This window comes from Alteromonas sp. MmMcT2-2, assembly GCF_022348305.1.
Classification (GTDB): domain Bacteria; phylum Pseudomonadota; class Gammaproteobacteria; order Enterobacterales; family Alteromonadaceae; genus Alteromonas; species Alteromonas macleodii.
In genome coordinates, this window is the sequence record NZ_JAKRFA010000036.1 from 13,570 (window position 1) to 35,851 (window position 22,282).

Consider the following 22,282-nt stretch of genomic DNA (forward strand, 5'->3'; position numbering starts at 1 on the left):
AACTCCCATGCAAAGTGAACTGCATGAACGTTTGGAATATTTGGTCAATTACTCTTCTCAGCTGATTTTTGTCAGTGGTGAGTCTATTGCTCAACAACAAAAGACCCTTGAAGCCTTTGTCTTCCAGCAGCACGATGATACCGAGATTGCGTATTTAGCTGCGCAAGAAAATATGGATCCCTCTGACTACCGTCGACAACTTTGTCGGCAGCTTCTTGGTCAAGTGGTGGGTAGCTTCGTTAGGCCTCTAAACGAACTACTTTCCGACCTAAATAGTCACGAAGGCCCAATTCTTATAGCCATCACCCAAGCCCACAATCTTCCTGATGCACTACTGCAAGAACTATGGGACTTGGTGTTACAAAGTCGGTTCGCTGGTAACAAACAGCATTTAAATGTGCTTTTGTTCGCGAATAACGAATGGGCTGAGCGCGCCAAGCAGTGGCTTCCTGCAAAAAATACAGAAACCCCACTAATAATTAGCAGCCAGTCAGTCATTAGCGAACAACCTAGCTTCGAGTCAGAGCTCGACAAAATGATTGCTTCACGTCGCGAGGCTTTTCAGGCTCATTTAGAAAATAGACAGCGTGAAAATACGCAAACTTTTATCAACCCGTTAAAGTCTAAGTGGTTTTATATCGCTGTGATATGCGTGTTCCTTGCTACGTTTTCTGGCCTTATTTACTGGCAGTACGGTGATAAATTAGCATCGATTTTTGCGCCTATTAGCCAACCTGCGCCGGAGCCTGAAAGAACCCAGGTTGAGCCCGGCTCTGCTTATAACAAGCTTATAGGCAATGGTGAAACCGATGAAAGCGAAACAACAGCATCAAACTCAGCAACTCAAGCAACCAACCAAATAGGCAATGTAGAGCTTGTTTCCGCGCCCAATGATGATAGTGCAGACGTTGGTGGCTCGTTAATTGATGAATCGTCAGATAACGGTCCGTTGATTACCAATTGGGAAAATGCGGTTTCATCCTTACCTGAAGTTACGCCATCTTCAGAACAGGCAGACAATAACCAGGTTGAGAATGCCCCGATTGGAGATAATACCACTGATTCCAATGGTTCAGAGGTGGTTAGCAACGGTGCGCTACGTGATCAACAACCTGCTCAAGGTGCCAAATCAAACTCGGACGGCGTCAACGATAATGTAACGCCAACCACTGTGGCCAGTGAATCGAGTCAAGAAGGCTGGATTGGGGAAGATGACTACGCTATACAATTGTTAGCGATGAAAAGTGAGTCTGTTCTCAGTGAGTTCCTACGAGAAAACAATCTAACTGAGCAAACGCGAATTTATAAAACGACGCGCTATGGTGGCGACTGGTTTGTAGTAGTTAGCAAGCAAATCTACATGTCGTTATCTCAAGCGCAACAAGCACGAACAGATTTACCCGAATATCCAGGCAAACAAAATGCGTTTATAAAGCGAGGAAACCAAATCCTCTCAGAGATGAGCAAAGCGCAAAATTAAGTCATTTCACAACCGGGTAGCCATAATATTTCCAGTAAATGAGCAAAATTCCGTTCTTGCGACACTTGTTGGTTGTCCGTTTTACTGATGAAAGTTACAATCTACCTTTAGTGTGGTGATATCTGATACTGATCAGCATAAAAGTATAAAGACGACCCTTTCCCTTGGAACGGCGGCGCACGGAAAAACCACCGTCTTCATTCCGTCTAGGTAGTAACGTTTAAGCATGATGCAGAAAAAAAACCGGGCTTTTTTAAAATGGGCCGGTGGCAAATACAGCTTGGTTGAGCATATTCAGGCCAGATTACCGCAAGCCAATAAACTCATTGAACCGTTTGTTGGTGCCGGATCTGTATTTCTGAATACGCAATACAAACGCTACCTGCTTAATGACATCAATCCTGATCTCATCAACTTATATAACTTCTTAAAAGCACAACCAGACGCTCTGATTAATGACGCGCGCGCATTTTTTGATGGGAGTCGCAATGAAGAAAAGATGTACTATGACTTGCGCGAAGAGTTCAACGCAACGCAAGATGAATACTACCGAGCGATTCTTTTTCTTTATTTAAACCGACATGGGTACAACGGTTTATGCCGCTACAGCCTTCAAGGGCGTTTTAACGTACCTTTTGGCCGCTATAAAAAGCCTTACTTTCCAGAAGACGAGATGTTTGTGTTCTCGGAAAAGTCACAAAAAGCGACGTTTACTTGTCTTCCTTTTGAAAAGGTTTTTTCTAGAGCTAGGCGTGGCAACGTTATTTATTGTGACCCACCGTATGCTCCTATCAGCAAGACTGCAGCGTTTACCAGCTATGCCGCGCGAAGCTTCGGACAAGAATCTCAAGAGAAGCTGGCTGAGCTCGCCACCCGCGCGTCAAAAAAGCGAGGCATACCCGTACTCATCTCAAATCACGATTTACCGCTAACTCGGTCGCTTTATCACGGGGCTGATTTCAGTATGCTGTCGGTTAAGCGTTCGATAAGTCAAAACGGTGCAAAGCGACAGCCTGTGGATGAAATTTTGGCTTATTTTCCTCCAGCTAACGTCGCACCAAAGCGAAAGACTAGAAAAAAGAAGACGTTTCACCGCCCTTCAGTTTAGTGTGTGATGCCGAAAAGACTTCTTATAGGTAGCGCATCGACCGCCTTACCCGCATACGATTTTAATGTGTATTCACGCAATTGCTATGCGCTATAGCCCGTATACCATTTAACGAACATAAAAAGCGTAACAACAAACAGCACAACCAAGATTACGCCAATGACGGCGAAACTGATAAAAGTGCCTTTAGTAAAGTCACGTTCGTAGTTTTTATGGCTCTGAACACCAAATAGACTAGCAACTACACTACCTAGAACTGACCAAAAACCAGTACCAGACTGCATAATTTTCCCCTAAGTGTCGTTAGCAGGTGAGGTGAAATCTCGATTACCTTCGTCGCTGTGCATCAACTCAAGTAGGTCTAAAAAGTGGAATTGGAAAGATGATGATTTCCCCGCTATCCATGACAGCCAACTGACTTCCTCCACACCCTCTTGATGACGGGCACATTGGTTTTGAATATGGCTTGCGGGCAACTTGGGGTTGAACTCCGTAACTGGTTGGAATTCGCATACTGACGAGTGTGAATTTGGCGTACTTGTGACCGCAACGCTAACAAGCGCTACCGCTCCACAAATCGCAAAAAATGGAAGAACCTTCATCCTGAATACTCCTTACACTCGTTTAAAAATTAATCTCATTATAATCAAAAGCAGGTTACGAACAAGTTAAAAATGCGTTGCTTGTAAAAAATGAAAAGCCTAACGAAAACACATTAGGCTTTTAGTACTCAACGTTTAAGTTAAGAGGCCTATCCTTAGCCTCTTAATTTAACTTTTAAAGTTCGAAATCTACTGAGTAAGCTACAGTGAATTTCAACTCGTCGTTATCTAGTGCGTCAGCACCAACATCATCTAAGTTCGTTCCAGTTACAGCAAAGCTGAAACCATCTTTCGCAATGCTTACGCCGTAGTCTGCATAGCTGTCAGTCTCACCGTCGCCAAAGTTGAAAGCTTCAACAAAGTCACCGCTGTGATAACCAGCATGTAGAGTCAACTCAGTGCCATTCAAAATTTCTGTGGTGTAATCAAAAGATGCGTAGTAAGCCTGGCCAAAGCCGAAATCTTGGCCTTCTGCTTCGTCAGCTTCGGTGTGCGCAAGTAGATAAACTGTTACGCTTACTCCACCCATGCCTACTGAACCGTAGATCTCTGCGAAATCGAATTCAGCTTCTGCGTCATAGTTGTAGTATAGGTAGCCGAAGTCATATGCAATGCCGTCAGACTCGCCTGAATATCCAAAATATACGTCATGCTCGTAAGAATAAATATCATCTGATGCATAGCTTACGTTCGACGCCCACGTACCCGCATAAAAACCACTTTCATGCGCGTAATCGATACCACCCTGTACTGCGGCTTCGTTAGTTGTTTGTGTTAGACCACGCCAAATGTAGTTACTGGTTGCACTAGCGTTAGCAGTGAATGAACCTTCTGCATAGCTAGGCATGGCTGTTAACAGACACGCTGAAGAAATAGCAGCGGCAAGTATTGTTCTTTTTGTAGATGTTTTCATGTGTGTTCTCCAGTCAAATTCAAACTTGTTGTAATTCGTTTTTTCTGTCTGTGTTTTCTTTTTTGGACTGGATAACGCAAAGTTGATGCCCATTTATGGTTCATCAAAAAAACTCGCAAAAAATAAATTAACAAATTGAAATTTAAAGTATTATTTCACTTAAAAAATTCACCCGCTGTCACCGAAACAAAAAAACGCTGCATAAAAATGCACCAACATAACGCGCACTCACCAAAATTGGGCAACGTTCTGACAAAGTCCGTTTATCTTAAATTTCCGTGAAATTAACGCTGATTAACCCTTTGCATAGTAAAGAAGCACGGATTTGGGTAAACTTTCGCAAAGGTGAAACGTAAGTGGCAACGCACCTTGTTGTTTTTAGAATGAAAGGACATGCAATGAAACCATTCCTAATTGCTCCATCAATACTATCGGCCGATTTCGCTCGACTTGGCGAAGACGTAGAAAAGGTATTAGAGGCTGGCGCTGATGTGGTGCATTTCGATGTAATGGATAACCACTATGTACCCAATCTTACGTTTGGACCAATGATTTGCGAGGCGTTAAGAAACTACGGCATTACCGCTCCCATTGATGTGCACCTAATGGTGAAGCCCGTCGATGACTTAATTGAAAAATTCGCGAATGCAGGGGCCAGCTATATTAGTTTTCACCCAGAAGCGTCTGAGCACATAGACCGCTCTCTGCAGCTTATTATCGATGCAGGTTGCAAGCCGGGGCTCGTATTTAACCCAGCAACGCCACTACATTACCTTGACCACGTCATGGACAAACTGCACCACATTCTTATTATGTCGGTTAACCCAGGGTTTGGTGGTCAAAAGTTTATTCCTAGCACCTTAGATAAAGTGCGCGCGGTGAAACAGCGTGTATTAGAAAGCGGCTACGATATTCGAATTGAAATTGACGGTGGCGTAAAAGTCGATAACATTCGCGAAATAGCGGAAGCGGGCGCGGATATGTTTGTGGCTGGTTCGGCTATTTTTTCTCAACCCAACTACAGCGATGTCATTGAGCAAATGCGCAATGAACTAGCGTCACTGTCTAAAGCATAATTTTTGAAGCTTTGTTTTCCCAAGCTTTATTTTCACAGTATTTAACGTATTACAGGTAAAAAGAAATGAGTAATAAACCCGTTGTATTAAGTGGCTGTCAGCCTTCAGGACAACTTACCCTTGGAAATTACATGGGTGCACTTAAACAGTGGGTTTCCATGCAAGACGACCACGACTGCTTATATATGATAGTGGATTTGCATGCTATTACTGTACGACAAGACCCTAAGCAGCTTGCTGAAGCTTGTCTAGACGGCCTTTCTCTTTACCTTGCTTGCGGTATTGATCCACAAAAAAGTACTCTGTTTTTGCAATCCCATGTGCCTGAACATGCACAGCTATCTTGGGTATTGAATTGTTACGCCCAAATGGGTGAGCTTAATCGCATGACTCAATTCAAAGATAAGTCTGCGAAGAACGAAAATAACATTAATGTAGGCTTATACAGCTACCCTGTACTCCAAGCAGCAGATATTTTGCTATACCAAGCAGATAAAGTACCGGTAGGTGAAGATCAGAAGCAGCACCTTGAATTGACTCGTGACATTGCTACACGTGTTAACAATCTATACGGCGATGTATTTCGTCTACCTGACCCGTATATCCCAGACTTTGGCGCGCGCATCATGAGCCTTCAAGAGCCTGAAAAGAAGATGTCTAAGTCTGACAACAACCCGAATAACTTCATCGGCTTATTAGAAGATCCTAAGAAGTTAGCCAAGAAAATCAAACGTGCCGTGACCGACTCTGACGAGCAAGCTAATATCTACTTTAACCCAACTGAAAAACCAGGCGTGTCTAACTTACTGACCCTACTTTCACTTGCGACGGGTAAATCAATTAAAGAGCTTGAGCATGAATATACTGACAAAATGTATGGCCACCTTAAAGGTGATGTTGCAGACGCTGTGGTTGCTCTACTTGAACCCATTCAGGCCCGCTATGCTGAAATTCGCGCAGACAGAGCATATCTTGACGACGTAATGCGTCAGGGTGCTGAGAAAGCGTCAGCGCGAGCTGCTGAAACTTTGGCTAAAGTATACAAAGCGGTCGGCTTTATTCCAAAGCCATAACAGCCGAATTCCAACATCTTGCTACACGCCATGAAGGGTTCATTTAATCCTTCATGGCTAAAACCTTCGCAACTTAGAAATACCAAGGACTAGCACTGCTGTGTTGCTGTTAATTGATAACTTCGATTCGTTCACTCATAACCTCGCTCGGTATTTCACTGAGCTCAGCGTCGACGTTGAAGTGGTGCGAAATAACGCACTGACCTTAGACGACATATCTCGCTTAGCGCCTTCACAGTTAGTTATTTCACCGGGACCATGCACGCCTAACGAAGCGGGCATCAGCTTATCTGCGATTGAACATTTTGCAGGCAAGATTCCTATTTTAGGTGTATGCCTGGGTCATCAAGCTATAGGTCAAGTGTTTGGTGCCAAGGTAGTAGGTGCACAAGAGATTAAGCATGGAAAAATTTCACCCCTAACACACCGCAATAGTGGCCTGTTCAATGGCTTACCTAACCCGTTTAACGTGACGCGCTACCACTCATTGGTTTTAGATCCCGCATCGCTACCTGCCTCACTGAGTGTTGATGCATGGTGTGAAACCGCAAAGGGCACAAAGGAAATCATGGCAATTTCCCATAATCATCACCCTATTTGGGGCGTGCAGTACCACCCCGAGTCACTGCTTACCGAACACGGTCATAGCGTACTGGATGCATTTCTTCAGTTTAAATCAATTTAAGTATACGAGTTTGATGCCGATACGCTTTTATAGCGTAAAAGGTTACGCTTGAAGGCCAGAATTACTCGCAATTCACTGATTTTTCGTTTAACTTTTCATAATTCGTTTTAGCCAATGCGCTGAATAAAGATTATACGAAGCATCGCACACGCAATATCAACAGTTGCAGGGTAAATAAGGCTTGCTTTCAAGCAGTAGCTACCATTTTTATCATTACCGTAGCGAAAGTAATAAAGGCCCCTGATGTACGATAATATTGCCGTTCACCAAAAAGTTATGAGCAGGAGTGCTTTTAATATGACAATGGGGGCAACCACACCGCCCACGATAGATGATCGTTTTGAAAATATGATCATATCGCCAGAGCGAGTGCTGGAAATGCTAGGAAGGCGCAAGGTGGGAGAAGTAAGCTTCGAGCAATCGGAGCAAGGTGATGCGCGCAGGCTGCTACTGCACGTTGAAAAAGTGGCGATTGAAAACAAGCGCCTTCAAGAGAAAACCGAAGCGTCATACCTTGAATCAGTGAGTCACCATCTTCACGAAATCCTTCTAGGTGAATTAACAGAGCAGCTAGGCTATACCGACGAACTCGTTCAAAACGTACTTAACTTGCCCGAAAACATCGGCGAGCTTCTTGATGCACTTTCCGTGAAAGCATGCTCGGTTTCGAAACTAGAGCCAATTGCCGCAACCATGCCATGGCTTTATGATGAACTGATCGTTGTGGTGAATACTCCACAATTTAGACGCAAAGACTCCCGTGGGCGTATCATTGTTGTAGAGACACTGCGCACAGCATTGAGCTTTTTGGGTATTGAAAACCTACGCACATTGATACCGTCGCTCATTTTAAAGCGCGCTATGCCTCAGATTACCGACCCTTACCCGCTAATTAAACAAAAGCTTACGCCTTATACGACTGGCGTTGCCATAACGGCGAAACGCCTTGCAGCACTTACGGATTTAAACAAAAACCAGGCTTATACCCTTGCGATGCTCAGTAATTTGGGGCGTTGTGTCGTAACAAGACTTTACTTCAAACTGTTCGATAAAATTCAGCTACATCTGTTGCAAGAATGCCAGAAAGACAAAGAGCAAAAGCGACATGAAGCGCTACTCAAAGCGGCTCCTTCAGCCAACCACCTTATTGCACTACAGCAAGAATTCGCAGATGCAGTCAGCGCGGATATTCTGGAGTGGATGCATTTAATGCGCTTGCCTATTGCAGAACCGATGCGAGCGTGTGCCGATAAAGTACCTGCACAGCCTAAAACACTCAGTAAGGTACTTCATCAAGCCCGAACCTACACACAAGTTCGGATGTTACATCAGTTAAAGCTTGTTGAAATGAAAGAAGTAAAGCCGCTTTTCATGGAGCAACGCTACCCTGCAGGTGCACTCGAAAAACTCAAAACCATTGATATTTTCACCCTTCCTTTGGTGAAAAACGAAGAAAATCATTAATTTTTTAGTGGATATTCATGCACTCGTTATGCACATTTTTCATTTAATGTGCATGATGCCCCAAATTATTGACGATTGCTCAATGCCTTGCCCGTTTTTAGCTACATTAAACAGGTAAGGCTTCCAGCCCTATCCCCCCTTTCTTATTGCCTCACAGTGCATTAAAACCCGTATGTAGCCCTTTTCTCAGCGCAAAAATTGATTATTACTTATTGATATAGCCCAGTAGTTAATAGTTATTCACTTTTCCTGCAAATTAAGCCACAGTCCTTATAAATAAAGGGCTGCAGCCTTTTGCATAGAAGACAAATGTTAAAAAAAATGGCATACTGTTGAACAAATCCGATTAGTTTTTACGCGCCCAATTAACGCTTATCGACCAAAGTAGTACTAAAATGTGCTCATAGATTCGATAGGCCAAATCACACAGTGTGATTGGCGCCCAACGCAGAGGTAACAAAGATGAACGTAACTCGCGCTACATTTGATGATGTAATGGTTCCTAACTATAACCCAGCAGGTATGGTACCTGTTCGAGGTGAAGGTTCACGCGTATGGGATCAAGATGGAGCTGAGTACATCGACTTTGCAGGCGGTATTGCAGTTAACGTTTTAGGTCACTGTCACCCAGAGCTTGTGAAAGCTCTTAATGAACAAGGCAGCAAGCTTTGGCACTTAAGCAACGTTTTCACTAACGAGCCAGCCCTTCGTTTAGCTAAAAAGCTAAATGACGCAACGTTTTCAGATAGAGTTTACTTCGCAAACTCAGGCGCAGAAGCGAACGAAGCAGCATTGAAGCTAGCTCGTCGCTGGGCGCTGGACAAGCACGGTGAAGACAAAAACCAAATCATCGCTTTCAACAAAGGTTTCCACGGCCGTACCTTCTTTACCGTAACAGTAGGTGGTCAAGCTGCTTACTCTGACGGTTTTGGTCCTAAGCCAGGCGCTGTTGACCACTGTGACTACAACGATTTAGCTGCCTTTGAAGCGCTAATTTCTGACAAAACCTGCGCGGTAATGATGGAACCGCTTCAGGGTGAAGGCGGTATTATTCCACCTAATGTAGATTTCGTAAAAGGCGTTCGCGAGCTGTGTGACAAGCACAACGCATTACTTATTTTTGACGAAGTTCAGTCGGGTGTTGGTCGTACTGGTCACCTTTATGCCTACATGGGTCTTGGCGTAACACCTGATATCCTAACAACCGCTAAATCTCTTGGTGGCGGCTTCCCAATTGGCGCCATGCTTACCACAGCAGACATCGCTGCACACCTTAAGCCAGGTACCCACGGTAGTACTTACGGTGGTAACCCACTAGCCTGTGCTGTTGCGGAAAAAGCGTTAGATATCGTGAACCAGCCAGAAGTGCTTGAAGGTGTACTTAAGAAAGAAGCCCTATTCCGTGAACTACTAGGTGCTATCAATGAAAAGTACAACGTATTTGAAGAAGTACGTGGTCAAGGCATGCTGTTAGGTTGTGCGTTAAATGAGAAATACCAAGGCCGTGCACGTGACTTCATGATGGCTGCAACGAAAGAGAACCTTATGTGTCTTGTTGCTGGCATGAACGTTATTCGTTTTGCACCTTCACTGGTTATTCCTGATGAAGACATCAAAGAAGGTCTTGCACGTTTTGAACGCGCCGTTGCTGCCGTTGTAAACGCCGAATAATTACAACACGAGTAGCGAACATGAATATCATTCGCCCTATCACGAAGGCCGACTATAACGCGCTTAAAGAAATCGCCGTTGAATCAGGTATTGGCTTTACGTCTTTACCTGTCAACGACGAGTTGCTGCAGCGTAAAATTGATCGTGCAGAAACTGCGTTTAACAAACCAAACGTAACCGAACCTGGCGATGAGTCATACTTGTTTGTAATGGAAGATACCACTACCGGACAGGTAGTGGGAACAACAGGTATTGAAGCGGCTGTTGGTATAGACGATGCGTTCTATCATTACCACCTAAGCAAAGTAGTGCACGCCTCGCGCGAGCTTAACATTCACAACACGGTAGACATTCTAACGTTTTGTAATGACTACACCGGTGTTACTGAAATATGTACGCTGTTTCTTCGCGAACAAGCCCGCGGCGGCATAAACGGCCGCTTCCTTTCAAAGGTTCGATTCTTGTTCATGATGGAGCACCGTGAACGCTTCTCAGAGACAGTTATTGCTGAAATGCGCGGTGTGAGTGACGAAGAAGGACGCTCACCGTTTTGGGAGTGGTTGGAAACCCATTTCTTCTCTATGGATTTTCCTACTGCCGACTACTTGACTGGCATTGGTAATAAAGTGTTTATTGCTGAACTTATGCCGAAGTACCCGATATACGTAAATCTGCTTAGCAAAGAAGCGCAGGAAGTCATTGGCGAAGTCCATGACAAAACACGCCCTGCTCTTCAGCTTCTTGAAGAAGAAGGCTTTTCTTGCCGCGGCTACGTAGACATTTTCGACGCAGGCCCGACGGTAGAAGCAAACTTAAGCCACATCCGTACGGCTCAGTCGAGCTTAAAACTGCCTGTTGTCATTGATGATAGCGCTGCTGCCCAAGGGCAAACGCACTACATCATTAATACATCAGTATCTGATTTTCGTGCAGTTGCCACCGAGATGACGGTAAGCGAAGAAAAGCAAGTTGCCGTGCTATCTCGCCAAGCCGCTGCTGCATTGAATGTCAAAGAGGGAGAGCACGTACGCTTCGCCCCTGTTACATTCAGAGATTAATAGGACACCCACTATGCTACATACACATTTTATCAACGGTGAATGGGTTGCCGGACAAGGTCATGACTTAGCGTCAATTGACCCTGCAAAAAACGAAGTGATTTGGGAAGGTAAGTCTGCGACAGCCTCTCAAATTGATGACGCAATTAACGCTGCTCGTGCTGCACTTCCAGCATGGAGCATGAAAACCGTTGAAGAGCGTCTTGAGATTATTAAGGTTTATGGCACTAAACTAGAAGAAGGTAAAGCGCACCTTGCCAAAGTTATGGCTAAAGAAACGGGTAAGCCAGAATGGGAAACTGCCACTGAAGTTGGCGCCATGATGGGCAAAATTGGTATTTCTGAAAAAGCCTATTTTGAACGCACGGGTAACGTTGAAAACCCAATGCCTGTAGGTAAAGCCTTCATTCGACACAAGCCTCACGGCGTTGTTGCTGTATTTGGCCCATACAACTTCCCTGGCCACCTGCCAAACGGACACATTGTTCCAGCCCTTATTGCAGGTAACACAGTTGTGTTTAAACCAAGCGATTTGACGCCTATGGTTGCACAAGAAATGGTGAAGCTATGGGATGCTGCTGGCCTGCCAGCGGGTGTACTCAACCTAGTACAAGGTGAAGTTGAAACAGGTAAGGCTTTGGCGTCGCATAACGATATCGATGGTCTTTTCTTTACGGGTAGCTCACGCACAGGAAAAATCTTGCACGAGCAGTTCGCAGGTCACCCAGGTAAAATTTTGGCTCTTGAAATGGGTGGTAACAATCCACTCATTGTTAAAGATGTGGCTGATGTTGATGCTGCCGTACATGACATCGTTCAATCTGCTTTCATTACGTCCGGTCAGCGCTGTACGTGTGCACGTCGCCTATTCTTACCAGCCGATGCACAGGGTGATGCAATCCTTGCTCGCTTAATCGAAGTGACCAAGAATATTAACGTGGGTGATTATGACGCTGAAGATCAACCATTTATGGGCGCAATGATCTCACGCAATGCCGCTGCACTGATGGTAAAAGCACAGCAAGAGCTTGAAAACCTTGGTGGTAAAGTACTGGTTCGCCTTGAACAAAAAGATGAGAACAAAGGTTTTGCTACTCCTGGCATCATTGATGTAACTGACATGCTTGCTTCACTGCCTGATGAAGAACACTTTGGTCCACTACTTAAAGTAATTCGTTACAGCGATTTCGACGCTGCGATTGAAGAAGCGAATAACACCAGCTTTGGCTTATCAGCAGGTCTTCTAGGCGACAACGAAGAAGATTATCGCTACTTCTTCGCACGCATTCGCGCGGGCATCGTAAACTGGAATAGACCTATTACAGGTGCAAGCAGCGCAGCGCCATTTGGTGGCGTGGGCGACAGCGGTAACCACAGAGCAAGTGCGTTTTATGCAGCCGACTACTGTGCGTACCCAGTTGCTTCAGTTGAGCTTGATAAAGTTACTATGCCGGGCAAATTAAGCCCAGGCTTGTCGATGTAACCCAAGCTTTTCACGTTACAAAAAGGCCGACCCGATTTTTGTGTCGGCCAGTTTAGTACCAACCCTATACGAACTATTCGTTTAAAAATAGTCAACGACAGAAAGGACCCTACCACCATGCATAGCAACATCGATACGTTGTTTAGCAACATGTGGGACGATTACGTTACCATCACTCCCTCAGCGCATAAAATTCATGCACTTTTGGCGGGTGAAGAAAACACGAACGACATCGTTAACGACCATGTAGCTTTTCGAACTTTTGCTCTTGATAAAACCCGCTTAGACAAGCTTGCTGCGCACTTCTTAGCATTGGGTTATGAAGCTAAAGGCGACTATGACTTTGAAGCGAAAAAGCTTACTGCAAAGCATTTCGAGCACCCTGACGATACTAAACCAAAAGTATTTATTAGTGAGCTTCGTGTAAATGAGCTTTCTGAAACTGCTCAAGCAATTATCAAGAAGATGGTTGATCAAATGCCTGAGTCTGTAGTGGATGCAGATAACTTCTTGTACTCGGGTAAACATTGGGACGTTACTAAAGCAGAATACGACACACTGCTTAGCGAATCAGAATACGCGGCGTGGATGGCGGCATGGGGCTTCCGTGCTAACCACTTTACGGTAAGTGTTAATCACTTAACCCGTACTGACGAGCTTACCGACGTAAACACATTGCTTAAAGAAGCAGGCTTTGTGCTAAACACCTCTGGCGGCGAAATTAAAGGTGGTCCAGACGTATTTTTAGCGCAATCATCAACGATGGCTGACCGTGCTGACGTAGCGTTTAGCGACGAAACTGTGGCAATTCCAAGCTGCTTCTACGAGTTTGCACAACGCTATGAAATGCCTGATGGTAAGCTTTACAAAGGCTTTGTTGCCGCATCGGCAGATAAAATCTTTGAAAGCACTAATGCTAAGTAACGAGCTTGCTTAGTCATTAAAAAAAGCCCGATAGGGCTTTTTTTGTTTATGCTTAGCTGAAGACATTACCGATTAGGCTCAGTAGTATGCCTTGCCAAGAACTGGTCGTAAGGCATTGGTTTATCAAAGTAAAACCCCTGCATTAGCTGAATGTCGGCCTGCTCCATGAAAGGCAAATAAGACTCCAACTCTACGCCTTCAGCCACCACATCTATTTGCAAACTCTTTAACATGGCTATCAAACCATTAAATAGCGCATTGGCTTTGCTATCTTGGTGAATACCCTGAATTAAGCTTTTATCCACCTTAACCACTTCAAACTGGAAACTTCGCAAGTAGCTAAGAGATGAAAAACCACTGCCAAAATCATCCAGAGACAGTCTAAACCCATGCTCTCTCAACGTGTTTAATGCTCTAAGTGCTGATTTTTCATCGCGAATAAAGACCGACTCAGTGAGCTCTAGCTCAATAAATTCGCGAGACACATCATTATCCATACAGATAGACATTGCCTGATTTGGAAATTCTGGGTCAAGCATCTGATTAGCGCTGATATTCACAGACAAAGGAATGGCGTCACCCTGCTGCGATTCCATTATTGAAATGTAATCACATGCCGCTTCCAGCGCTTGAAGACCAATGGCGCTGTCCAGCTTGTGCTCTTCTGCTATGGGAATAAACACTGCTGGCGATACAACACCGTGCAAGCCTGAAATCCAGCGACACAGTACTTCACCGCCTTTTAACTCACCGTTTAGATCATATTTACCCTGAATATAGAAATCGAGAAGGTGGTTCTCTACTGTTCTGCGCAAGTCATTCACCATACTGACCTGCTGGGTCATGCTCTCATAGAGACCTGACTCGTAAATAAACGCTTGCCCTTTACCCAGCTCTTTCGCACGGTACATTGCGGCGTCGGCACACTGCACCAAGCTTTCTAGGTTATCACTATGTTCTGGAAATTCAGCAATGCCAATACTGGCAGACAGCCTAAGCTCCGACGTTTTTACGGTTATGGCGTCTTCTTCTATCTGGCTGATAAGCCGCTCAGAGCGTTCAGCAATTTCCTCAACATTCTGATTAGGCAATACGGCAATAAACTCATCACCACCCCACCTGCCGACTTCCCCTATCGGGCCGAATATGGCAGTAAGGAGCGCTCCTACGCGCTGAAGCTCAATATCCCCTCTTTCATGCCCTGCGTTATCGTTAATTGCTTTGAACCCGTCCAGATCAATAAAGACCAAAATAAAGTGCTGTTCTTTTTGTACTAACCCGGAGATGGACTCACGCAGCGAATTGCGATTGGAAAGGCCGGTTAACTCATCGTGCAATGCCAGTTGACGTAGTTTGGCTTCGTTGCGTTTTCTATCGCTGATGTCGCGCATTGTGGCAATCAAATAAGATGACGTTTGCTGGTAGGTCTCAAACAAAGCCACCGAGATATCGACAACCTTAATTTCACCGTTTTGCGTCTTCACTTTCGACTCGAAGCGAATTTGTTTATCAAGCGCCAACTGCACTTTATCGACTTTCTCAGCAATGAATATTTGGTTGAAATCCAAACCAATGCATTGCTCTTTGAAAGGCGCAGCAATCAGCTGAATATATGCATCGTTACATTCTGTGATAACAAGATCAGGTGAGAGTACTAACATGGGCTCACGTGAGCTCGCAAAAGCAGAGGCCATTAAGTGAAACGATTGTTCAGCTTTTCGCTGTTGAGTAATGTCTTTTGTGGTACCAACAATTTGAAGCGCTTCACCCGCTTTTCCACGCTTTAGCACGCGCCCGCGCAGCCTTACCCACTGAAAATCGCTGTCTAGCTTTAAGCGAAAGGAAAACTCTATACGGTCACGATTGCCGTGTAGCGCCATGCTCCAGTGAAACTGCAGGCCGTCTAAATCGTCCTCATGTACCCGCTCTAGAAGCTCAATTAAGGTGCCTGACCAGGTAGATACACTTTCAGAATGTAGTGAGAATGAGCGAAATTCCATAATGTCATTCTCTGCCTCCCAATTCCAAAAAGACTCCTGCGACGCCCATAGTGCAAGTTCCAAATCTTTCTGTGCACTTTGGCTTTTTTGAAGCGTAGCATACAAACTTTGCGTCTTTTCTCTCAGCAAAGCTTCGGCTTGCTCTCTCGCATTTCGCTCTCGCTTTAAACGCCTTTCAAGTAACGCAGCACGGTCGCTACCAGAAGGCGTGCTATGCGTTGTTCCATCTGACATAACATGCCTCCGTTAAACGAAAGATATACTAAATTCGTAGGTATGAGGCGTATCTAGTTGATGGGTTTCCCTTTCCAGGGTGCAGTTGTAGTGAGCTGCGGCTGCGTCCATCAAGCCTTCTGCTAAAGGATATAATTCTCTTTCAGAATAATACTGTAAGCGCATGGTGTTATCGGTTCTGGATATCACCGTAAATCGGGGTAGGTCGGCGTCTGGGTAGAGCTTCTTAACCTGAACATGAATGTCGCCGTCCAAGTGCTCCAGCATATCCAACATGCCTTCTGTATTGGCTAGCACGTCGCCATGTACTGCACCTAACTTACCAAATAAGTAATAGCCAAAATCGTAGAGTAGCTCGTTAGCTGACTTACCCGTTTTCTCCACCAGCACACCTAACAGGCGTTGCATTTGTTCAAACGGGTAATAGCCCACTGCGGTATAAGCGCCGTCGTTTTCTAACCCAGCTTCCATGATGACATCGTCAGCAAACTCAGGAGAAACTTTCTCCTCGAGCATATCGATTAACGATGTAAAAACTATGCCTAGCATGTAAATTCCTCATCTAATCCCTTTTTGAGTGTAGTTCACCTAAGCATAAGAACAACTTAAACTTTATGACAAATCTTCAGATGTTTCGTCCTTGCTGGGTAAGACAACTTCAACCGTATCAACCCGCTGTAGTCCTCGCGGTAATTTATTCCCTCTTCGGCCTCTTTCTCCCTGATAGTGGGTAAGGTCGTCAGCCGTCAGTGTCATGTTGCGCTTACCGGCTCCCACTTTAATTGCGGCACCATCAGGTACAACAGTAAGCACCTTCACGTACTCTTCCCGAGATTGCGATTTTGCAGAAGGAATATTGATAAGCTTGTTCCCCTTCCCTTTACCTAAACTTGGTAAGTCGCGTAGTGGGAACATGAGCATGCGACCTTCATTAGAAATACTTAGGCACCAGTCGGAGTCTGGATTTGTAACCGGTGTTGGTTTCATGACTTTCGCCGCAGTAGGCAATGATAAGTAGGCTTTACCCGCCTTGTTCTTACTCACCATATCTTTAAATGTGCCGACGAAGCCGTAACCTGCATCAGAACCTACTAAGAATTTGCTTTCGTCTTGCGCCATAATGACGTGTTGGAATGACTCGCCACCCACTATGCTGAAGCGCCCGGTTAGCGGTTCCCCCTGACTTCGTGCAGACGGCAACCCGTGAGCGTCACAAGAGAAAGTACGACCTGAACTGTCCATAAACACGGCAGGCTGATTGCTCTTGCCTTCGGCGCTGGATAAATAGGCATCACCAGCTTTGTAGCTTAAACCTTCCGCATCGATATCATGACCTTTCGCACAGCGTGCCCAGCCCTTTTCTGACAGCACAACGGTTACAGACTCAGCAGGTACCAGCTCTTTTTCAGACAGCGCTTTAGCTTCTCCACGCTCAACAATAGGTGAGCGTCTGTCGTCACCGTACTTTTCAGCGTCTGCAAGGATTTCTTTCTTAATTAGGGTTTTAAGGCGGCGATCTGAGCCTAGAAGCTGCTGAAGCTTGTCGCGCTCTTCTGCAAGTTCATCTTGCTCGCCTTTAATCTTCATTTCTTCTAACTTGGCTAAGTGACGAAGCTTCAATTCCAGAATAGCTTCCGCTTGTGTGTCACTTAAACCGAATCGCGCCATTAATTCAGGTTTTGGTTTGTCGTACGTGCGAATAATTTCGATAACTTCATCGATATTCAAAAACGCAATTAATAAACCTTCTAAAATATGTAAACGCGCTAACACTTTATCTAAACGGTATTGCAAGCGGCGCGTCACAGTATCTTTTCGGTACTGCAACCATTCAGACAAAATCGTACGTAAGTCTTTCACCTGAGGGCGACCGTCTAGGCCAATCATATTCAAGTTGACCCGGTAGTTTTTCTCTAAGTCGGTAGTTGCAAATAAATGCTGCATCAGCTGAGTCACATCAATACGATTTGAGCGAGGCGTAATCACCAAACGGGTTGGATTTTCATGATCCGATTCGTCTCGGAGATCGCTTACCATCGGTAACTTTTTCGCCTGCATTTGCGCGGCAATTTGCTCTAGTATCTTGGCACCAGACGCTTGGTGAGGTAGAGCGGTAATAACAACATCACCGTTTTCTTCCATGTACACCGCGCGCATTTTTATAGAACCACGCCCAGTCTCGTACAGCTTTTGAATATCAGACTTTGGCGTAATAATTTCAGCTTCGGTAGGATAGTCAGGTCCATTAACGTGTTCTAGCACATCGCTAAGCTCGGCTTTGCTGTTGTCTAACAACATGGCACACGCGTTGGCCAACTCTCTCACGTTGTGAGGAGGAATATCCGTCGCCATGCCAACGGCAATCCCTGTCACGCCATTTAATAGGATATGTGGCAAGCGAGCTGGAAGCACGCTAGGCTCGTTTAGCGTACCGTCAAAATTAGGTACCCAATCTACCGTACCTTGTCCAAGTTCATTCAGCAGCACCTCAGAGAAGCGCGAGAGCTTAGCTTCCGTATAACGCATGGCAGCAAACGATTTCGGATCATCCGGCGCACCCCAGTTACCTTGACCATCTACTAAAGGGTAGCGATAAGAGAAAGGCTGAGCCATGAGCACCATCGCCTCATAACAGGCAGAATCGCCGTGAGGGTGAAACTTACCCAGCACATCACCTACGGTTCTCGCCGATTTTTTATATTTGGCGTTTGCATTTAACCCTAGGTCTGACATCGCATAAATGATGCGTCGCTGAACAGGCTTTAAGCCATCCGAAATATGTGGAAGTGCACGGTCCATGATGACGTACATGGAATAGTTTAGATAAGCGTCTTCGGTGAAACGTCGAAGAGGAAGTTGCTCTACCCCATCGCGATTAATGATGATCTCGTCACTCATGATAGTTTTTTCGTTTTGTTATTAATACCAATGCGCTCGTGCTAGTTAGGCTGTCTATTGTGGTCAATTTAGCGCACCACTTAGTGAAAGCTCCCGAGCGTTAAAGGCTATTGTGGGGTAAACCGCATTTGTGTGCAATCCTTGAAACCAATTGTCGCGACTTTTGGGTCTTACTCATTGTATGGGGTGAGGGTTTGTTTTGTTATTCTTCAAAGAGAGTGGTTAAATAGCATTGGGTGAAATTTGCCGTTCAATTTTCACTCTTACGAGTAAAACTAAAAAATAATAAAGCCCCTAATCAAACGGTAACGTAAGTACAGATAATCATGGCTATCTTTCGCGTATTCTTTTTTTTATTTCTTGTTGTAGGCAGTTACCTGCCTTCGAATGCCAGCGCGCAGCATATCGAGCAGCTCTTCGATGAAGAAAGTACGCTAGATTTATCAGACTCTCTGTATTTTTTATTTGAAACCGATTATCAGCTTACTATCAGCGATGTATCACGAAGACGCAATGACTTCCTTATGCATCCCCATGACAACCCTAACTTTGGGTTTCGTAATAATGGCATGTGGCTACTCACTTCTGTTGCCAATGTTTCAAACGATAAACACTGGGTGTTCTCAATAAATTTCAGCCAACTCGACAGTGTTGATTTTTATTTGGTGCAAAACGGCAAGGTAATAAAGCAAAGCCATCAGGGGAAAGCTCAAAAAGAACAGCGTTTTCGTGTTCCAACCTTTCGTGTTGAGCTGCCTGATAGCGATCCTGTCGACCTTTACATACGCATTGAAAGTCGCTCGTCTAGCCTAATTGCACCACTTCGAATTCAAGCCGAACCGCTACATAGCAGCTACTTCCAAATGGACAGCTTGCTCTGGGGCTTTTTCTACGGCGGATTGCTTATTCTCGCTATTTATAACCTTGCTCTATTTTTTGGCGTGCGGGAAAAAAGTCTGATTGCCTATGTTGGCTATATCGCTGCGGTTATTTTGTGGCAGTTTGTGTGGGGCGGCCATACGCACTTGCTGTTTAGTCAGGGGATCCCCTCTTGGCTGGTTGGGCATTCCGAGCTGATATTCGTAATTATTGGTATAAGCTCAGGCTTTTTTACCAAGACCTTTTTGGAAACGGAAAAGCACTCTCCCACGGCACATCCCGTCATTAACTTATTGTTGGTTTGCCAAGCGTTAACAGGGCTGGTGTGCTTCGTCGATCTGCTTCCTTCTATTTGGAAGAACAACCTAGTATACGGCGTGGGTCTTGTGGCGATATTGAGTTATATCTACGCCGGGTTCGAAGCATTTTTCAATAAGTTTAAGCCCGCGCGTTACTTCATTTTTGCATGGAGTATGCTCGCCACCGGTGCGATTATTGGCATGTTAAGCCTTATCGGAATTTTACCTTCCAACGACTTCACCACCTATTGTTTTCAGGTGGGTGTTTTCTTAGAAGCAGGGCTCTTTTCCTTTGCATTAATGGAGAAAAGCAGAGGCCAGCTGGAAAGCGAAGTTGAGCAAGCAACAAATGATTTGCGCAACAATATGGAGCTCATTGAAGAGCAGAATGCCCGTTTAGATATCGCGCGCAAAGATGCGATAAAAGCCAGTAACGTTAAATCTCAATTTCTGGCCAACATGAGCCATGAAATTCGCACACCTCTTAATGCTATCTTGGGGTTCAGCAAAGAGTTGAACAATGCGTCGCTGCCCACTGACCAGCAAGAGCAAGTCAGAATTGTTAACACGGCTGCGGACAACCTGCTAACAATCGTTAACGATATCCTCGATTTTTCTAAGATTGAGGCCGGTAAACTGCAAATTAATAATCAGCCTTTCTCGCCCAATAAGCTGCTTGAAGAAATGGTCACTATCATGGCTAAATCTTCCCACAGCAAGCGCATCGAATTTGTATTTGATTTGCACCCGCTCCCTGAAAAACTCATTGGCGATGTGTTTCGTATTAAGCAAGTGCTCAATAACTTGTTAAGTAATGCACTTAAATTCACGTCCAGCGGTACCATTACGTTTTCGGTGAGCGGACGCTCGCTTCCTCATGGTATTCACGAAGTAAATATTACCGTTGAAGACACAGGTATCGGAATAAGCCGACAAGACAGAAAAAAGCTATTTAACGCCTTCTCGCAAGTAGACGACGCCCTTAACCGTAATTACCAAGGCACTGGATTAGGTCTCGTGATAAGTCGAGAGCTGGTTCGATTAATGAACGGTGATCTAACGCTAAAAAGTGTATTAGGCCAAGGCTCTACGTTTAACGTATCACTACGTATGAACCAGTTAAGCCAGAAATATGCATTAACTAGTAGTGAAGACTGGAAAGGTAAGAACGTGGTTATTTTCGATCCGGTACCTGCAACACGTCGCTCAAGTGCAAGCATGTTATCGATTTTGGGTGCGCAGGTTACCTCTGTTGAATCACTAGATTATTTGATGTCACTTAAAGGCCAGTACGACTTTTTCATGGCAACTGTGCCAGTAAGTAAGATGGGATTGCGGGATACCTATTTAAGTCGTTTTGTACAATTCCCTGCGCAAAAGCGAATACTTTGGTATTCCGGCCCTGAACCTTTTGCGCAATACCCAAGCCTGTCGCAACATTTCCATTCACAAGCGCGTATGCCGATGACGCTTACCAAGTTAGATAGCCTGGTGCACCACCATACAACGCCAGCTAAAAATGCGATGCAAGAGAAAATAGGCACGCTACCAAAAGCTAAAATTCTTGCCGTTGATGACATGGAAATGAATCTTAAACTGCTGCATACGTGGCTCGATCATTCTCCTGTCGAGCTAACCACAACGATCAGTGGACAAGACGCCGTCAATCAGTGCCAGACTCAAGAGTTTGACTTAATTCTCATGGACGTGCAGATGCCAGGCATGGACGGACTGCAGGCCACCCGAGAAATTCGTAAATCACCGTTGAATATGGGTACCCCAATAGTGGCAGTGACAGCCCACGCGTTTAAAGAAGAGCAAGAAAGATTGCTTGCCTCTGGCATGGACGATTACTTACCTAAGCCTATTGAGGTTGAGCTACTTATTACGCTTATCAATTCGTGGTGCCACAATGTTGAGCCCGGTGAAATCATCTTTCCCTCTATCGACTGGCAGCTAGCACTTAAACGAGCGAATCAAAATCAAGATACAGCAAAAGAAATGTTAGACAGTTTTATTGCGTTACTGCCCGAAACTATCGAGACACTTTCGGCGCTTTGGGACGATCAAGATTACAATGGGCTTAAGACCGAAGTTCACAAACTACACGGTGCGTGTTGCTATACAGGTCTGCCGCGCATGCAGCATTTAGCCAACGAAACAGAGAGCTCACTTAAACTTGGTCAGCACAAGCTAGTCGAGGAAAAGTTACCAGCCCTTATTGCCGAAGCCAAGAAAGTGCTTAACGAGAGTAAATTGAAGGACAGCCGCAGCTAGGCGAATAAAGTCTAATTGCTACGATGAGCTTAGCTGGCTTCAGAAGACTGCCTAGGGCCTGTATATGGTCTCCCCCTTTATTGCAAGAGTAAACATGCTGTTTGACTAAAATGGTTTGCGTCCGTATATCCGGCTTCTCGTTGAAGTATTTTCACTTC

General features: G+C 45.0%; 17 protein-coding genes. 11 read left to right on the plus strand and 6 right to left on the minus strand.

Going from position 1 to position 22,282, the window contains the following annotated elements:
- Nucleotides 1-7: 7 nt before the first annotated feature.
- Nucleotides 8-1,480: an SPOR domain-containing protein gene (locus MHM99_RS16745; RefSeq protein ID WP_239220196.1), complete on the plus strand. Its 1,473-nt coding sequence runs from the start codon at nucleotides 8-10 to the stop codon at nucleotides 1,478-1,480.
- Nucleotides 1,481-1,706: 226 nt separating this feature from the next.
- A complete protein-coding gene (locus MHM99_RS16750; RefSeq protein WP_014948029.1) occupies nucleotides 1,707-2,588 on the plus strand; it encodes a Dam family site-specific DNA-(adenine-N6)-methyltransferase in 882 nt (293 codons plus the stop codon).
- Between the two features lie 83 nt (nucleotides 2,589-2,671).
- Here MHM99_RS16750 and MHM99_RS16755 read toward each other — a convergent pair whose 3' ends face one another.
- The 3 genes from MHM99_RS16755 to MHM99_RS16765 form a co-directional block, all read right to left on the minus strand.
- Nucleotides 2,672-2,872 carry a DUF2970 domain-containing protein gene (locus MHM99_RS16755; RefSeq protein ID WP_014948028.1) on the minus strand — a complete coding sequence of 67 codons (201 nt, stop codon included), beginning with the start codon at nucleotides 2,870-2,872 and terminating at the stop codon, nucleotides 2,672-2,674.
- 9 nt (nucleotides 2,873-2,881) lie between these two features.
- Nucleotides 2,882-3,190 carry a hypothetical protein gene (locus MHM99_RS16760; RefSeq protein ID WP_014948027.1) on the minus strand — a complete coding sequence of 103 codons (309 nt, stop codon included), beginning with the start codon at nucleotides 3,188-3,190 and terminating at the stop codon, nucleotides 2,882-2,884.
- A gap of 175 nt (nucleotides 3,191-3,365) precedes the next feature.
- On the minus strand, nucleotides 3,366-4,196 hold the full coding sequence (locus tag MHM99_RS16765; protein WP_187447244.1) for a TorF family putative porin: 831 nt from the start codon (nucleotides 4,194-4,196) through the stop codon (nucleotides 3,366-3,368).
- 305 nt (nucleotides 4,197-4,501) lie between these two features.
- On the opposite strand from MHM99_RS16765, the gene rpe reads away from it, so the two are divergent.
- The 8 genes from rpe to MHM99_RS16805 all read left to right on the plus strand — a co-directional run bounded on the left by rpe (nucleotide 4,502) and on the right by MHM99_RS16805 (nucleotide 13,537).
- Nucleotides 4,502-5,179, plus strand: coding sequence for a ribulose-phosphate 3-epimerase (rpe, locus tag MHM99_RS16770; protein WP_049588788.1), 678 nt, complete (start codon nucleotides 4,502-4,504; stop codon nucleotides 5,177-5,179).
- Nucleotides 5,180-5,244: 65 nt separating this feature from the next.
- On the plus strand, nucleotides 5,245-6,252 hold the full coding sequence (gene trpS, locus MHM99_RS16775; RefSeq protein ID WP_049588779.1) for a tryptophan--tRNA ligase: 1,008 nt from the start codon (nucleotides 5,245-5,247) through the stop codon (nucleotides 6,250-6,252).
- A gap of 100 nt (nucleotides 6,253-6,352) precedes the next feature.
- Complete coding sequence (locus tag MHM99_RS16780; RefSeq protein WP_049588780.1) at nucleotides 6,353-6,937, plus strand: aminodeoxychorismate/anthranilate synthase component II; 585 nt, start codon at nucleotides 6,353-6,355, stop codon at nucleotides 6,935-6,937.
- A gap of 297 nt (nucleotides 6,938-7,234) precedes the next feature.
- Nucleotides 7,235-8,401 carry an HDOD domain-containing protein gene (locus MHM99_RS16785; RefSeq protein WP_239220197.1) on the plus strand — a complete coding sequence of 389 codons (1,167 nt, stop codon included), beginning with the start codon at nucleotides 7,235-7,237 and terminating at the stop codon, nucleotides 8,399-8,401.
- 462 nt (nucleotides 8,402-8,863) lie between these two features.
- Nucleotides 8,864-10,072, plus strand: a complete 1,209-nt coding sequence (locus MHM99_RS16790; protein WP_049588781.1) for an aspartate aminotransferase family protein — start codon at nucleotides 8,864-8,866, stop codon at nucleotides 10,070-10,072.
- Nucleotides 10,073-10,092: 20 nt separating this feature from the next.
- Entirely contained in the window at nucleotides 10,093-11,130 is a 1,038-nt protein-coding gene (gene astA, locus MHM99_RS16795) for an arginine N-succinyltransferase (protein ID WP_014948020.1), read from the plus strand.
- A 13-nt stretch (nucleotides 11,131-11,143) separates the two neighbouring features.
- A complete protein-coding gene (gene astD, locus MHM99_RS16800) occupies nucleotides 11,144-12,613 on the plus strand; it encodes a succinylglutamate-semialdehyde dehydrogenase (protein WP_239220198.1) in 1,470 nt (489 codons plus the stop codon).
- 117 nt (nucleotides 12,614-12,730) lie between these two features.
- Nucleotides 12,731-13,537 (plus strand): DUF1338 domain-containing protein, encoded by an 807-nt coding sequence (locus MHM99_RS16805; RefSeq protein ID WP_014948018.1) that lies wholly within the window; start codon nucleotides 12,731-12,733, stop codon nucleotides 13,535-13,537.
- Nucleotides 13,538-13,602: 65 nt separating this feature from the next.
- On the opposite strand, the gene MHM99_RS16810 is transcribed toward MHM99_RS16805, so the two are convergent.
- The 3 genes from MHM99_RS16810 to parC form a co-directional block, all read right to left on the minus strand.
- Nucleotides 13,603-15,771, minus strand: a complete 2,169-nt coding sequence (locus tag MHM99_RS16810; RefSeq protein WP_049588783.1) for a bifunctional diguanylate cyclase/phosphodiesterase — start codon at nucleotides 15,769-15,771, stop codon at nucleotides 13,603-13,605.
- 12 nt (nucleotides 15,772-15,783) lie between these two features.
- Nucleotides 15,784-16,320: a heme NO-binding domain-containing protein gene (locus MHM99_RS16815; protein WP_049588784.1), complete on the minus strand. Its 537-nt coding sequence runs from the start codon at nucleotides 16,318-16,320 to the stop codon at nucleotides 15,784-15,786.
- A gap of 63 nt (nucleotides 16,321-16,383) precedes the next feature.
- Nucleotides 16,384-18,669, minus strand: a complete 2,286-nt coding sequence (gene parC / locus MHM99_RS16820) for a DNA topoisomerase IV subunit A (protein ID WP_049588785.1) — start codon at nucleotides 18,667-18,669, stop codon at nucleotides 16,384-16,386.
- A gap of 326 nt (nucleotides 18,670-18,995) precedes the next feature.
- Between parC and MHM99_RS16825 the strand changes: the two genes are divergently transcribed.
- A complete protein-coding gene (locus MHM99_RS16825) occupies nucleotides 18,996-22,124 on the plus strand; it encodes a hybrid sensor histidine kinase/response regulator (RefSeq protein WP_049588786.1) in 3,129 nt (1,042 codons plus the stop codon).
- Nucleotides 22,125-22,282 lie beyond the last annotated feature (158 nt).

Excerpts from the sequence above, each read along its gene's own strand:
- MHM99_RS16785 (WP_239220197.1), top strand. The coding sequence starts at position 7,235 with ATGACAATGGGGGCAACCACACCGCCCACGATAGATGATCGTTTTGAA.
- astA (WP_014948020.1), top strand. The coding sequence starts at position 10,093 with ATGAATATCATTCGCCCTATCACGAAGGCCGACTATAACGCGCTTAAA.
- MHM99_RS16750 (WP_014948029.1), top strand. The coding sequence starts at position 1,707 with ATGATGCAGAAAAAAAACCGGGCTTTTTTAAAATGGGCCGGTGGCAAA.
- MHM99_RS16825 (WP_049588786.1), top strand. The coding sequence starts at position 18,996 with ATGGCTATCTTTCGCGTATTCTTTTTTTTATTTCTTGTTGTAGGCAGT.
- MHM99_RS16815 (WP_049588784.1), bottom strand. The coding sequence starts at position 16,320 with ATGCTAGGCATAGTTTTTACATCGTTAATCGATATGCTCGAGGAGAAA.
- MHM99_RS16790 (WP_049588781.1), top strand. The coding sequence starts at position 8,864 with ATGAACGTAACTCGCGCTACATTTGATGATGTAATGGTTCCTAACTAT.
- astD (WP_239220198.1), top strand. The coding sequence starts at position 11,144 with ATGCTACATACACATTTTATCAACGGTGAATGGGTTGCCGGACAAGGT.
- parC (WP_049588785.1), bottom strand. The coding sequence starts at position 18,669 with ATGAGTGACGAGATCATCATTAATCGCGATGGGGTAGAGCAACTTCCT.
- MHM99_RS16755 (WP_014948028.1), bottom strand. The coding sequence starts at position 2,872 with ATGCAGTCTGGTACTGGTTTTTGGTCAGTTCTAGGTAGTGTAGTTGCT.
- MHM99_RS16765 (WP_187447244.1), bottom strand. The coding sequence starts at position 4,196 with ATGGGCATCAACTTTGCGTTATCCAGTCCAAAAAAGAAAACACAGACA.
- MHM99_RS16810 (WP_049588783.1), bottom strand. The coding sequence starts at position 15,771 with ATGTCAGATGGAACAACGCATAGCACGCCTTCTGGTAGCGACCGTGCT.
- MHM99_RS16760 (WP_014948027.1), bottom strand. The coding sequence starts at position 3,190 with ATGAAGGTTCTTCCATTTTTTGCGATTTGTGGAGCGGTAGCGCTTGTT.
- MHM99_RS16745 (WP_239220196.1), top strand. The coding sequence starts at position 8 with ATGCAAAGTGAACTGCATGAACGTTTGGAATATTTGGTCAATTACTCT.
- MHM99_RS16805 (WP_014948018.1), top strand. The coding sequence starts at position 12,731 with ATGCATAGCAACATCGATACGTTGTTTAGCAACATGTGGGACGATTAC.
- trpS (WP_049588779.1), top strand. The coding sequence starts at position 5,245 with ATGAGTAATAAACCCGTTGTATTAAGTGGCTGTCAGCCTTCAGGACAA.
- rpe (WP_049588788.1), top strand. The coding sequence starts at position 4,502 with ATGAAACCATTCCTAATTGCTCCATCAATACTATCGGCCGATTTCGCT.